The organism is Bacillus luti, assembly GCF_009739945.1.
Lineage (GTDB): Bacteria > Bacillota > Bacilli > Bacillales > Bacillaceae_G > Bacillus_A > Bacillus_A luti.
Map to the genome: position 1 here is coordinate 670,441 of NZ_CP040336.1, position 13,863 is coordinate 684,303.

General features: G+C 37.3%; 15 protein-coding genes. 13 read left to right on the forward strand and 2 right to left on the reverse strand.

Annotated features, from left to right (window positions below):
• Positions 1-142 precede the first annotated feature (142 nt).
• From pepV to EUC40_RS03500, 4 genes are all read left to right on the forward strand, one after another.
• Complete coding sequence (gene pepV / locus EUC40_RS03485) at positions 143-1,549, forward strand: dipeptidase PepV (RefSeq protein WP_156573696.1); 1,407 nt, start codon at positions 143-145, stop codon at positions 1,547-1,549.
• 103 nt (positions 1,550-1,652) lie between these two features.
• The gene (gene thpR / locus EUC40_RS03490; RefSeq protein WP_071710045.1) at positions 1,653-2,198 is read left to right on the forward strand and encodes an RNA 2',3'-cyclic phosphodiesterase; all 546 of its coding nucleotides are present in this window, start codon (positions 1,653-1,655) and stop codon (positions 2,196-2,198) included.
• 190 nt (positions 2,199-2,388) lie between these two features.
• Positions 2,389-4,530 carry a type I pullulanase gene (gene pulA, locus EUC40_RS03495; RefSeq protein ID WP_156573698.1) on the forward strand — a complete coding sequence of 714 codons (2,142 nt, stop codon included), beginning with the start codon at positions 2,389-2,391 and terminating at the stop codon, positions 4,528-4,530.
• Between the two features lie 227 nt (positions 4,531-4,757).
• A complete protein-coding gene (locus tag EUC40_RS03500; protein ID WP_156573700.1) occupies positions 4,758-5,555 on the forward strand; it encodes a phosphotransferase family protein in 798 nt (265 codons plus the stop codon).
• A gap of 3 nt (positions 5,556-5,558) precedes the next feature.
• On the opposite strand, the gene EUC40_RS03505 is transcribed toward EUC40_RS03500, so the two are convergent.
• A complete protein-coding gene (locus EUC40_RS03505; protein ID WP_071710048.1) occupies positions 5,559-5,837 on the reverse strand; it encodes a YtzH-like family protein in 279 nt (92 codons plus the stop codon).
• A 232-nt stretch (positions 5,838-6,069) separates the two neighbouring features.
• Here EUC40_RS03505 and trmB point away from each other — a divergent pair, with 232 nt between their 5' ends.
• Both trmB and EUC40_RS03515 read left to right on the forward strand, forming a co-directional pair.
• Positions 6,070-6,723: a tRNA (guanosine(46)-N7)-methyltransferase TrmB gene (trmB, locus tag EUC40_RS03510; protein WP_001239374.1), complete on the forward strand. Its 654-nt coding sequence runs from the start codon at positions 6,070-6,072 to the stop codon at positions 6,721-6,723.
• 68 nt (positions 6,724-6,791) lie between these two features.
• On the forward strand, positions 6,792-7,646 hold the full coding sequence (locus EUC40_RS03515; protein WP_156573703.1) for a YtnP family quorum-quenching lactonase: 855 nt from the start codon (positions 6,792-6,794) through the stop codon (positions 7,644-7,646).
• A 145-nt stretch (positions 7,647-7,791) separates the two neighbouring features.
• Here EUC40_RS03515 and EUC40_RS03520 read toward each other — a convergent pair whose 3' ends face one another.
• Positions 7,792-8,103: a PepSY domain-containing protein gene (locus EUC40_RS03520; RefSeq protein WP_000118537.1), complete on the reverse strand. Its 312-nt coding sequence runs from the start codon at positions 8,101-8,103 to the stop codon at positions 7,792-7,794.
• A 148-nt stretch (positions 8,104-8,251) separates the two neighbouring features.
• Between EUC40_RS03520 and EUC40_RS03525 the strand changes: the two genes are divergently transcribed.
• From EUC40_RS03525 to EUC40_RS03555, 7 genes are all read left to right on the forward strand, one after another.
• A complete protein-coding gene (locus EUC40_RS03525) occupies positions 8,252-9,325 on the forward strand; it encodes a M42 family metallopeptidase (protein WP_002170155.1) in 1,074 nt (357 codons plus the stop codon).
• 434 nt (positions 9,326-9,759) lie between these two features.
• Positions 9,760-10,269, forward strand: coding sequence for a DUF84 family protein (locus tag EUC40_RS03530; protein ID WP_071710051.1), 510 nt, complete (start codon positions 9,760-9,762; stop codon positions 10,267-10,269).
• Positions 10,270-10,351: 82 nt separating this feature from the next.
• Positions 10,352-10,666 (forward strand): thioredoxin family protein, encoded by a 315-nt coding sequence (locus EUC40_RS03535; protein ID WP_000838193.1) that lies wholly within the window; start codon positions 10,352-10,354, stop codon positions 10,664-10,666.
• 78 nt (positions 10,667-10,744) lie between these two features.
• Complete coding sequence (locus EUC40_RS03540; protein ID WP_151626242.1) at positions 10,745-11,557, forward strand: DUF1444 domain-containing protein; 813 nt, start codon at positions 10,745-10,747, stop codon at positions 11,555-11,557.
• Positions 11,554-12,168, forward strand: coding sequence for a YtpR family tRNA-binding protein (ytpR, locus tag EUC40_RS03545; RefSeq protein WP_001006778.1), 615 nt, complete (start codon positions 11,554-11,556; stop codon positions 12,166-12,168). The genes EUC40_RS03540 and ytpR overlap by 4 nt, the downstream gene beginning before the upstream one ends.
• A 244-nt stretch (positions 12,169-12,412) precedes the next feature.
• Positions 12,413-12,757 (forward strand): hypothetical protein, encoded by a 345-nt coding sequence (locus tag EUC40_RS03550; protein WP_000813287.1) that lies wholly within the window; start codon positions 12,413-12,415, stop codon positions 12,755-12,757.
• Between the two features lie 40 nt (positions 12,758-12,797).
• Entirely contained in the window at positions 12,798-13,754 is a 957-nt protein-coding gene (locus tag EUC40_RS03555) for an N-acetylmuramoyl-L-alanine amidase (protein WP_156573705.1), read from the forward strand.
• The last annotated feature ends 109 nt before the right edge of the window (positions 13,755-13,863 follow it).

Genomic DNA, 13,863 nt, shown 5'->3' on the forward strand with positions numbered 1-13,863 from the left:
AATTTTTTTAAGAAAATAAAAGAAAAACTAATGGGAAATATCTGAAATATTACAATTGTTCGGTATTTAATATTCGTGTATGGCATAAGAGATTTCGGTTTGCTATGATGAAAGAGATAATATAGTGAAGGATGGATGCGTGATGTCAGCGATTAATTGGACAGAAGAAGTTACGAAACGAAAAGATGATTTAATTCGTGATACACAACAATTTTTGCAAATTAAAAGTGTGTGGGAAGAAGAATCGGCGAAAGAGGGCGCACCATTCGGTGAAGGCGTAGAAAAAGCTCTATCTTTCATGTTACATAAAGGAGAAGCTGAAGGTTTTGCTTCTAAAAATTTAGAAGGATATGCAGGTCATCTTGAAATGGGACAAGGAGAAGAATTAGTAGGTATTCTTTGTCACGTTGACGTTGTACCAGAAGGAGACGGATGGACGACTCCAGCATATAGTGCGGATATTCGCGACGGAAAGATTTTTGCACGCGGTGCAATTGATGATAAAGGTCCAACGATGGCAGCTTATTATGCGATGAAGATTGTGAAAGAATTAGGTTTGCCGCTTTCAAAACGTGTTCGTATGATTTTAGGAACAGATGAGGAAAGCAATTGGAAATGTGTAGATCACTATTTTAAAAATGAAGAAATGCCAACAATCGGTTTTGCGCCAGACGCGGACTTTCCAATTATTAATGCAGAAAAAGGAATTTCTGATATACAAGTTGTGCAAAATGGTAGCGAAGAGAAAAATGGTGCATATGAACTTGTTTCATTTGAATCAGGTCGTCGCTTAAATATGGTTCCTGATTTTGCAGAAGCGATTGTTACAGGAGAAGATGTAAATGCACTTACAGTAGCATATGAAGAGTATCTACAAACTGCTAAAAAAATAGGGAAATCAACTATAGAAGGAAATACAGTGACGTTGCAAATAGAAGGAATTTCAGCACACGGATCTACTCCTGAAAAAGGAGTGAATGCAGGTTTATTATTAGCAAACTTCTTAACTACAGTTTCCCTTGATGGAAAAGCAAACTCATTTGCGACATTTGTAACAGAAACATTTACAGGAGATATTTTAGGAGAGAAAGCTGGTATTTCTTATAAAGACGATATTAGCGGACCATTAACAGTGAATGTCGGTCGACTTTCTTATACGAAAGAAAATGGTGGGAATTTAGGGTTAAACGTACGTTACCCAGTTACGACTAACTTTGAAGAAACTATTGCGAAGTTAAAAGAGTATGTTGGCACTCATGGATTTGAAGTAGCTGACTATTCTAACTCTCGCCCGCATCACGTTGATAAAGATCACGAATTAATTCGTACACTGCAACGTGTATATGAAGAACAAACAGGAGAAAAAGCAGAACTATTAGCAATCGGCGGCGGTACTTACGCTCGTTCATTGAAAGCTGGTGTTGCATTTGGCCCGTTGTTCCCTGGAAAAGAAGAACTTGCGCATCAAAAAGATGAGTACATTGAAATTGAAGATTTACTAAAAGCAACAGCGATTTATGCGCAAGCAATTCATGAATTAGCGAAGTAATGGATATGTAAATAATGACCGCTCTCTACTTTAGAGGGCGGCTTCTTTTTACCTGAATGAGATAAGAAAGAAAAGCAACAATAAAAAGAAGGAGACGATGTATATGGATAGACATTATTTTGTCGCAATCACTTTACCAAATCATATAAAAGAAGTGCTATCTAACTATAAAGAAGATATGAAGGAGGAATTACCATTTCGCTCGTGGGTACATAAGGAAGATTATCATATTACCCTTTCTTTTTTAGGAAGTGCGACAGAGGAACAGTTAGAAGGGGTAAAGAATGGATTACACACACTTACAGAAATGAAAGAGCTATCGTTCACATTACAAGGCTTTTCAACGTTTGGCATGGAAGATAGACCACGTATTTTTTGGGCGAAGGTAAGTGAGAATCACGATTTGTTTCAGTTACAAAAGCGCGTGCATGCTATTTGTGAAGAAAATGGGTTTTCTCTAGAAACACGCCCATACCATCCACACATTACTGTTGCCCGTAAATGGGTAGGAGAAGAACCGTTTCATTTAGAACATATAAAAGGAGTGCCTGAAATATCATTTCAAGCGGATACGATCACTTTATACGAATCTCACGTGAAAGAAACACCCAAATATAAATCAATTGCTGAAATAAAACTACAAAAATAGAATGTATGAAAACGTTTTTTATGCAGGTGAATATACTATAGAGAAGAATGGAGTTACTGTATAGAGTTTTGCTCATAAGAAAAGTCGTATGATTTGCAACTCGTTTAATCCCGCAGCTACATGAGTGGAGATGTCTCCACTCATTCAAGTTTCACTTTATTTTAACTTTGAGAATGATGGTGATTTTTTTATGTTGAAAGTAAAACGTCCATTTGATGCCTATTTAGATGAAATGAATAAAATTACAATTTTGCTCCCACATGCGTATGGAACAAGTCGGACATTTCGTTTGCAAGAAGGAACCAATGTGAAAGATTTACCGATTGCTCATACGATTGCGCTTCCGGATGCAACGAAGTATGAGTGCTTTATAGAAGAGCCGCTAGATGTGGGAAAGTATTATACAGTACGAGATGAACGGAATGAAGAAACGGATTTACAAATAGGTGCTGTGATTCGAACAGAAATTTTCGATGAAAAGTATTATTACGAAGGTACAGATTTAGGTGCTGTACATCAAAAAGAAGTAACAACATTTAAAGTATGGGCTCCAACTGCAAGACTTGCGAAAGTAAGAATTTATAAAAGTGATAAAGAATATACCGACCATGAAATGCATAGAGGAGAAAACGGAGTTTGGACTCATGCATTTCATGGGGATTTAGGCGGAGCGCAATATACATTTCTTGTTTGTATTAACTTAATATGGAATGAAGCGGTGGATCCTTACGCAAAGTCGGTGACTGTAAATGGGAAATATGGCGTTGTAATCGATTTGGAAAAAACGCATGTAACAAAACGAGAGGAATTATCACCATTACAGTCAATGACAGATGCGATATTGTATGAACTGCATATTCGTGATGCGACTATTCATCAGGGCAGTGGAGTGAATAAAAAAGGAACATATAAAGGGTTAATGGAAGAGGGAACAACGGGACGAAATGGGACGCTAACGGGATTATCTCACATAAAAGATTTAGGTGTTACACATGTTGAATTATTGCCTTTACATTGTTTCGGTGGTGTAAATGAGGCGAATCCTTCCGCCGTATACAATTGGGGTTACAATCCACTATATTACAATGCCCCAACGGGATTTTATGCTACAAACCCTTCGGATCCTTATAACAGGATTATAGAGTGTAAACAATTGATTGAAACATTTCATGAGAACGGCATTAGGGTGATTATAGATGTTGTATATAATCATGTGTATGAAAGAGAGCTATCATCATTTGAAAAGCTTGTCCCAGGATATTATTTTCGTCATGGTGAAGATGGTATGCCTTCTAATGGGACGGGAGTTGGAAATGATATAGCATCCGAGCGGAAAATGATGAGGAAATTCATTATAGAGTCTATTTTATATTGGCTTACTGAATACAATGTTGACGGATTTCGATTTGATTTAATGGGGATTTTAGATATTGAGACGATGAATATAATAGAAAAAGAAGTACGAAACAGAAAGCGTGATGCACTTTTATTAGGAGAAGGGTGGGATTTGCAAACACCACTATCTCTTGAAGAAAAAGCAATATTAAATAATGCAAAGAAAATGCCACATATCGCGCAATTTAACGATCAATTTCGTGACGGGATAAAAGGAAGTACATTTCATATAAATAAACGTGGGTTTGCGTTTGGTGGACATGTAGACTGCCATCATTTGCAATATATATCATCCGGTAGTCTTCTAAGTATGAAAGAAACAGGGTTGTTTTTAGAGCCGGTGCAAAGTATTAACTATGTAGAATGTCACGATAATATGACGATGTGGGATAAACTAGTGCGTAGTAATGACGAGTCGGAAGAGGTTTTGAAAAAACGTCACCTTCTTGCAAGCGCAATGGTTATCCTTTCACAAGGTATACCTTTTTTACATGCGGGGCAGGAGTTTTATCGCACGAAGAAAGGAAATGAAAATAGTTATAATGCAAATGATGAAATTAATCAATTAGATTGGGATCAAAAGGAGAAAGAGATGGAGACCGTTAATTATATAAAAGGATTAATTGCGATCCGTAAAGAGCATGGGGCATTCCGATTACAAAACGCAGACCTTATAAAAAAGCATATGACCTTTTTACAAACATCTACAGAAGTACTTGCATACCATTTGCAACATGTAGAATCATTTGGACCGTGGAAAGAGATTGTCGTTTTATTGAATAGCAGTTTGGAAGCTAAAACGGTGCAACTGCCAAAAGAAGAAACGTGGCATGTGTTAGTAAACGAAAAGCAAGCGAAAATAGAGCCAATTTCTTCTTTTAGAGGAAAGGAACTTAGCCTCGCTCCAATTAGCACGTATATATTGACGATAATGTGACAAATCGCTACTTGACGATGCGAATGTAATAAATGTAGAATTGACAAAGGTGACGATTTTGATAAGTTGTCATTCTATGAGTGGTTTTGTAAAATAAAATAGAGAGTCTTTGGTATATGCCAAGATTTCTTTTCGTTTACAGTAAAATATATGAATCCACAACATGTGTAGAAATGTTGCGGTTTTTCTTTTCATAACTATAAAAGATAAGGATTTGTTAACGGGTAATGAATATGGAATGGTTGGAACAATTATTAGGAAAAGAGTGGAGTCTTGTACCGGCTGGTGGAGTGACGGGCGATGCATATATTGCGCAAAATGGACAACAGAAGTTATTTTTAAAGCGGAATACATCGCCCTTTTTAGCGGTATTGTCAGCAGAAGGAATTGTTCCAAAATTACTTTGGACAAGAAGGGTAACGAACGGTGATGTAATTTCTGCTCAAAAATGGCTTCCGGGACAGAAGTTAGAGCCAGAGGACATGAAACTAGAACGTGTTGCGAAACTTTTGAAAAAAATACACTCCTCTAAAGCACTGGTGCAGATGATTCAAAGATTGGGGAAGCAGCCGCTTCACGCACAAGAGTTATTACAACAACTGCAACTTGTTTTAAGAGGAGATATAAGAGTTGATGAAACAATTCAGCAAGGTCTTCAATATTTAACGGATTCATTAAAAGATATTGAATACAATGAATTCGTTGTATGTCATTGTGATGTAAATCATAACAATTGGCTATTGTCAGATGAAGATGAGTTGTTTCTAATTGATTGGGATGGAGCTGTAATTGCTGACCCAGCTTTAGACCTCGGTATGTTATTATATTGGTACATTCCGCGCCACGAATGGAGTGAATGGCTCGGATATTATGATATTGAAATGGATGAATCACTGCTTAGGCGTATGAGATGGTATGTAATAGCACAAACGATTTTATCTATTCAATGGCACACAACAAAAAAACAGCAAGCAGAAGCTGAATATTGGCATCAATATTTACAGCAACTACTTGCTTCAGAGTAATACTTAAGAAAAATTGTCCATTCCAGCAATCCACTGAGTAAGTTGTTCTTGATTATTGGAAATGTGGTTGTCCAAATTAGAGGAAGATTTACCCGATTGACTATAAGAATATACATCGTTTAGCATTGCTTTAGCGTCACTATTTATATTATCGTTTGCGAGTAACGATTGAATGAGACGCTCTAATTGCTCGCATTCAGAAACTGTCCCGCAACAATCACTTTGGTGATTGACTAAAATATCTTTCAGCACTTCTAATTGATGTTGTTGATTAATTGGCATGAACGGATCATCCTTTCGATTGTTTTTCTCTTCCCAGAAAGGTAAGAGAAAAAGCTGCTTCGTCATGGAATGTTTAATGCTGTATGTAGTTTTTATCAAAATGGTACATCTTATACTTGAAAGAAACGGACCGAGTGCTCGTACGTACTTGGTTTTTTGTTTGGTAGATTGATTAAAACAGAAAGAAGGAATTATTCCTTTAAAATAGCTTTGTAAAGAGAGGGAAACATCTATGCGTTTAAGACATAAACCATATGCAATGGATCGAATTAATGAGTATTCACATATCGTAATCGGAAACCCAGAGGAGTGCGCCGGTAACTGGAAAGAAGTATTTGGAAATGAACAACCAATTCATATTGAAGTAGGTACAGGTCGTGGCCGCTTTATGTATGATATGGCAAAAGCAAATCCTCATATTAATTATATTGGAATTGAAAAATTCACAAGTGTTGTTGTAGATGCACTTGATAAATTAATTGAAGAAGAAGTACCGAACTTAAAGTTAATTAATAAAGATGCTGAAGATTTAACAGTTTTCTTTGCAAAAGGTGAAATTGATCGCGTTTATTTAAACTTCTCAGATCCATGGCCAAAGAAACGTCATACGAAGCGTCGTTTAACGTATAAAACATTTTTACGCAATTATGAAGAAGTGTTAGTAGAAGGCGGAGAAATTCATTTCAAAACAGATAACCAAGGTTTATTTGAATATTCTCTTATGAGTATGGCTGAGTATGGTATGTTACTAACGTACTTAAGCTTAGATCTTCATAACAGCGACTTTGAAGGTAACATCATGACTGAGTACGAAGAGAAATTCTCTAGTAAAGGTCATCGTATTTACCGAGTAGAAGCAAAATATCGTACAGAGCCTATGCAGTAATGCATAGGTTTTTTGTGTCTTAAATAATCAGAATTTTATGTTAAAATCAATAGAAAGGGGGAGATGTAATGGAACAACTACAAATTGGAGATATAAAAGCGACGTGGTTAAAAGGCGGGAACACACATTTAGATGGGGGAGCAATGTTTGGTGTTGTGCCGAAAGTGCTTTGGTCACGTAAATATAAACATAACGAAACAAATCATATTTATCTACGAACAGATCCGTTACTTTTGCAAACGAAAGACGGTAATATGCTTATTGATTCCGGAATAGGAAACGGTAAATTGAATGAGAAGATGAAGCGAAATCAAGGTGTAACAGAAGAATCATCGGTTTATGAATCATTAGAAAAACTGGGATTAAAGCCTGAAGATATTCATTATGTTCTAATGACGCACCTTCATTTTGATCATGCATCTGGCCTAACAAAATGGGATGGAGATCACCTTGTACCGGCGTTTCCGAATGCAAAAGTTTACGTAAGTGAAACAGAGTGGAATGAAATGAGAAGTCCAAATATTAGATCCCGTAATACATATTGGAAGGAAAATTGGGAGCCGATTGTAGATCAAGTTGTTACGTTTCAGCAAGAAATAGAAATTACAGATGAAATAAAAATGGCGCATACAGGCGGTCATAGTGATGGACATGCAGTTATTGCTTTAGAAAGCCAAGGTGAAACGATGCTTCATTTAGCAGACCTATTGCCGACGCATGCACATCAAAATGTATTATGGGTAATGGCATACGATGATTACCCAATGACATCGATTGAAAATAAGCAAAAGTGGATGAAGTATGGTGCTGAAAAAGAGGCGTGGTTTACGTTTTATCATGACGCATATTATCGTGCAGTAAAGTGGAATGAGGAAGGGCATATTGTAGAAAAGATAGAGCGGAAAACGAGTGTAGAAGCATAAAAACGGGGTGTTCCAGCGGTCTGTTGGAGCGTCCTCTTCTTTTGTTGTCGGTAAGTCGATATATCTCAATAATCGCTGATATAATTTCAATCACTATCCACAATTTCAAAAAAATAAGAGGTTCACCTAATGGGAACCCTCCTTTTTATGCTGCTATAACCTCTAAAACAGTACCTGTTTTAGCATCAACTAAAAATTCAAATCGTTCTTGTATATCATCTAACATCGTTGTAAGACCGCCACGATAAACTTCGTATGCGACATCATATTTTTCAAATGTCTCCGGAACCATATGTACCCAAGAGCCAGTAATTTCACCTTTATGACTTAATGCTTGTTTCACCATTTTCAATGCTTTTTCTGAAGAAATATGGGATTGTTCTTGTACTTTGTTTGCAACGAAATAACCAGCTGCGAACCCAACGCCAAGACCTGCTACTAAACCTTTCCAGCTCATATATTCACCTCAATTCTATAAAATAAAAATAGTGTACCGATAATAATTATAAAGCAAATACAGCTAAAAAAGAAGAAACTAGAAACATTTCGAAAATTTCGTTACAATAAAAGAGGTATTCTACTAAGGTTTGAAAGAAGGGGACTTCGTGAATAAAGAGACATTACAATTATTTCGTACGTTAACAGAATTACAAGGTGCGTCAGGTTTTGAACATGATGTACGCCGTTTTATGAAGCAAGAATTAAGCAAATATGCTGATGAAATTGTACAAGACGGTTTAGGTAGCGTATTTGGTCTGAAAAAAGGGGACGAAACTGGCCCACGTGTTCTTGTAGCAGGTCATATGGATGAAGTAGGTTTCATGATTACGCAAATTACGAAAAACGGAATGCTTCGTTTTCAACCGTTAGGCGGCTGGTGGAGCCAAGTTCTATTAGCGCAGCGCGTACAAGTGATGACGAAGAATGGTCCTGTTATTGGGGTTGTTGGTTCTATCCCTCCTCATTTATTAAGTGACGCGCAACGTGCAAAACCGATGGATATAAAAAACATGTTAATTGATATAGGTGCAGATAGCTATGAAGATGCGATTGAAATTGGTGTAAAACCAGGACAACAAATCGTGCCAATCTGCCCGTTTACTCCGATGGCAAACGAAAAGAAAATCATGGCGAAAGCTTGGGACAACCGTTACGGATGTGGCCTTGCAATTGAATTACTAAAAGAATTAAAAGACGAAACATTACCAAATACATTATACTCTGGTGCGACTGTACAAGAAGAAGTTGGTCTTCGCGGCGCACAAACTGCTGCGAATATGATTCAACCAGACATCTTCTATGCGCTTGATGCAAGTCCAGCAAACGATGCTTCTGGTGACAAAACACAGTTCGGTCAATTAGGAAAAGGTGCTCTTCTTCGTATTTACGATCGTACAATGGTAACGCATAGAGGAATGCGTGAATTTATTTTAGATACAGCAGAAACACACAACATTCCGTACCAATACTTTATTTCACAAGGTGGTACAGACGCGGGCCGTGTACATACAAGTAACTCTGGTATCCCATCAGCAGTAATTGGTGTTTGCGCACGCTACATTCATACACATGCTTCTATTTTACATGTTGATGATTATGCAGCAGCGAAAGAACTCATTACGAAGCTTGTAAGAGCAACAGATAAAACGACGTTAGAAACAATTAAGAATAACGCGTAGAGAGGAAGGGCGAAAAACCCTTCTTTTTTTAGGTTGAATAGATGACCTAGCGATGAGTGGTGGCGGTTAGTGCCTAATGGGTGCTCGAATGATGTATTAAGAACGCGGGTAGGAAGAAAGAAGAAGCCTGTTTTTGTGTTTAGGACCAGTAATATTGTGGAAAGCGACCTTCTTTTATCCCGCTTTAATGGGCAGTAAGACCCCCACCTCAAAATTCAGCGAAAGCAAAGAATTTAGGTGGGGGATCAACTGCCCATAAAAGTCCGATTGGTGAAGGCTAATAATCAGTGGGGGATGAAGAAAACCCCCACTGATTAAAGTTTCACTTTATGGGGAGAAGGAATTCCCTGGTGGTGTGTGGTAGTGGTTGGTACTTAATTTGTGCCGAAGCGGATATTAGAATAGAATGAAGAATTTTTATAGAGGTGAACGAAATGAAAGTAGTAGTTGGATCAAAGAATAAAACGAAGGTTGGAGCAGTGGAGAAGGTTTGGGGAGATGCTACAATTACATCCCTTTCTGTTCCTTCAGGAGTAGCAGCACAGCCGTTTTCAGATGAAGAGACGATGCAAGGAGCGATAAATAGAGCAAAACGAGCGCTCCAGGAAGGAGAAGCTCAAATTGGTATTGGGCTGGAAGGCGGCGTGATGAAAACGGCGCACGGTTTATTTATGTGTAACTGGGGTGCTTTGGCGACAAGTGACGGTAGAGTATTTGTTGCAGGAGGCGCTCGTATTAAATTACCAGATGACTTTTTAACGCCACTGGAAGAAGGAAAAGAGTTAAGCGAAGTGATGGAAGAATTTGTACAGCGAAAAGATATTCGTAGCCACGAAGGTGCTATCGGGATCTTTACAGATGATTATGTCAATCGAACGGAATTATTTGTACACGTTGTTAAGTTGTTAGTTGGACAATATAAGTATGATGAAAAGCAAGCATAAACCTTGCACCGTGCGCGATGTATGGTAGTATAAAAGAAAGATTATAACATGAAAAAAGCACTCGTTAGAGGAGGAAATATAGATGAAATCATTAGAAAGCATGGAGCAATTCCAACAATTAAAAAATGAAGAGAATGTAGTCTTTATGTTCTCAGCAGAATGGTGTCCAGACTGCCGCTTTGTAGACCCATTTATGCCAGAAGTAGAAGAGAAATATAGTGATTTCTCATTTTACTATGTAGATCGTGATGAGTTTATTGATCTATGCGTGAAATTAGACGTATTTGGCATTCCGAGCTTTGTAGCGTACAATAAGGGTGAAGAAACAGGTCGCTATGTAAACAAAGATCGTAAAACACAAGAACAAATCGAAGAGTTCATTGAAGGTTTAAAATAAGGCAATTTGCCAATTGAATTGTAAAACAACCTCTACCTTCGCGGGGGAGGTTATTTTTTTGGAAGGGAGGAAAAAGAGATGAAGATGACAAGTAAAAAGATGAAAGACGAGTTAATGAAGAAATTATCTCGTCCAGAATGGGACTTTCAGTATGATAGCGAGAAAGAAGTTCTACGTATTGAACAGAAAGACTCTAAAAAAGGTATTAACGTATCGCTTCCAGGAGTTGTGGCAAAATGGGAAGTGAATAAAGAAAAAGCAATTGAAGAGGTTGCCTATTACGTACAAGAGGCGTTAATTGCGATGCATAAAGAAGAAAATAGCGAGGCGAAAATTTTACCTGTTATTCGCTCTACTTCTTTCCCGAAACAAGCAGAAGAAGGAAATCCGTTTATTATGACGGATCATACGGCGGAAACACGTATTTACTACGCGCTAGATTCTAATAAAACGTATCGACTAATTGATGAGCGTTTATTACAAAAGTTAGAGCTTACAGAACAACAAGTACGTGAAATGGCATTATTCAATGCTCGTTCATTAGGGTATGAATTTAAGCAGGACACAGTAGCAGGTAATACATTCTACTTTTTAAACACAAACGATGGGTATGATGCGACGCGTATTTTAAACGAATCGTTACTACAATCGATGCGTGAAAAGATTTCTGGTGACATGGTTGTTGCTGTTCCTCACCAAGATGTATTAATTATTGCTGATATCGTTAACGAAATCGGTTATGATATTATTGCACAAATGACAATGAAATTTTTTGCCGAAGGGCATGTTCCGATTACATCACTTTCATTCGTATATGAAGATGGGGACTTTGAACCAATCTTTATTTTAGCGAAGAATCGGAAGAAGACAGATGGAAAAGAGAAAGGATGAACGAAGTGAACGTTTTTTACAACCTTGAAGGAATTGGTGACACTCTAATTGTTGCCTTACAAGATATTACTTTAGAGACTCGTACTTTTGATCGCAAAGGAGATGTTGCTCGCGTTTATGATCGTGAAAGCAACGTAACGGGAGGATTCAACATCTTTAATGCATCTTCTTACTTAGAAGTAACAGAAACAGGTAACCTTACATTAACGAAAGAACTTGTTGAGAAAATCAACGAAATTTTAGCGAAGAACGGCTTTGAAGAAACAGTAGAAGCAGATCTTTCTCCGAAATTTGTTGTAGGCTATGTAGCTGAAAAAGAGAAACATCCAAATGCTGATAAGTTAAACATCTGTAAAGTAGAAATCGGTACAGAAACATTACAAATCGTATGTGGCGCACCGAACGTTGATGCAGGACAAAAAGTTGTCGTTGCAAAAATCGGCGCTGTAATGCCAAGTGGTATGCTGATTAAACCAGCTGAACTTCGCGGTGTTCCTTCTTCTGGAATGATTTGCTCTGCACGTGAATTAGAGCTTCCAGACGCTCCACAAGAAAAAGGTATTCTCGTATTAGAAGATAGCTTTGAAGTTGGACAAGAGTTTAAATTTTAATTGATATTAGAAAAGAGAGGTTGTCCTTATGGGCAACCTTTTTTGTTATTGTTAGCTATAGTCTGAGTTATGATAGATATATTTGAAAAATCATTAATAGCATAAGGAGAAAGAAGGAGGTTACCCAGTTGCGAAGTTGACTGATGGGGCATCCTTCTTTTATTTGTAACTTTTTTTCTCAAAATCTATATTGTATTTTATAAACAGTCTAGTTAAAATTTAGAAAAAAGAAGGGGGTAGACGTATGAAACAACAACTAAAAATCGCAGAACTTCTGAAACGAATTGAAACTTCCAAACAGCAAGATATCGAATTAGGTTCCTATGAAATATATGTATTTAGCGAAAGTGAATTAGAAAAAGGACAAATCGGTTACCGATATGATAAACATAAAAACTCATTAATAAGTGAAGAGAATGGAAAGTGGCAAGAAGGATGGATTGTGATTGGATATGAAACGGATATGGGCGATCCGGTTTTCGTGAATATCGATGATGATGCGTATCCAGTGTATACGGCAGAACGTGGTACAGAAACGTGGCAGCCTGTTAATATTGGAAGCATAGATGAGATTATAGGGCAATTATAAGAAAAAATTTGAGTCCGGTGCAAAGTGATGGGAGAGAAATATGAAGTATATAAAAATAATGAGCGTGATTGCATTTATTGGTATATATATGGGAGGTTGCTCACAAGAACAACCGAAAAAAGAGACAACATCTCCTATAAAAGAAACAAGCGAAGATAAAAAGGAAGACGCACCGGTAGAAAAGCAGCAAGAAGAACAAGAAAAGAAAGAAGAACCGCAAGCAATTCAAACAAATGAGCAAGTGGAGCAAAAGCAGGAGGAAGTGTCGGCTGAGGAAAAGAAAGAGAAATCTATGCCAGTGCAGCCAGCTGAGCAACTTATGCAAAATAATGAACAAAAAATAGAGAGTAAGGAAAAACAAGAAAAATTTCTCGTTGTCATTGATCCAGGGCATCAACAAAAAGCAAATTTAAATTTAGAGCCGATTGGTCCGGGAGCAACAACACAAAAATATAAAGTGACAGATGGAACAACAGGTGTTGCAACAAAAAAGAGAGAGTCTGTCCTTGTGTTAGAGATGGCTTTTATATTAAAAGAAAAGCTTGAAGCAAAGGGAATGCAAGTATTAATGACGAGAACGTCACAAGATGTTGATATAAGTAATAAAGAACGTGCGACATTTGCGAATGATCATAAAGCGAATTTATTTTTACGTCTTCATGCAGATGGTTCTGAAAATCCGAATCAAAGTGGATTCGCTGTATTGACGCCTGCAGAAGGAAGTCCGTATACGAAAGAAATCTATGCGGAAAGTCTTCAAATCTCTCAAACGATAGTAAATAAAATGAGAGAGAACCAGCAAGTGAAAGTAAATGGAATTAAGTTCAGGGATGATCTTTCTGGATTTAATTGGTCCAAAGTACCTGGTGTACTATTAGAACTTGGGTTTATGTCAAACCATGAAGAAGATAAAAAATTATCTGACCCGCAGTATGTAAATTCTTTATTGCAAAGTGTAACGGATAGTGTAGATGAATATCGGAAGAGTAAAGCTTAAACGCAGTCTTACATGTAAGGGTGCGTTTTTCCATATGAAAACACTCGTAAATTAGAATATTATGGATAAATATGACATGCTTAATTTTACCTGCACTTTTTTCCGAATG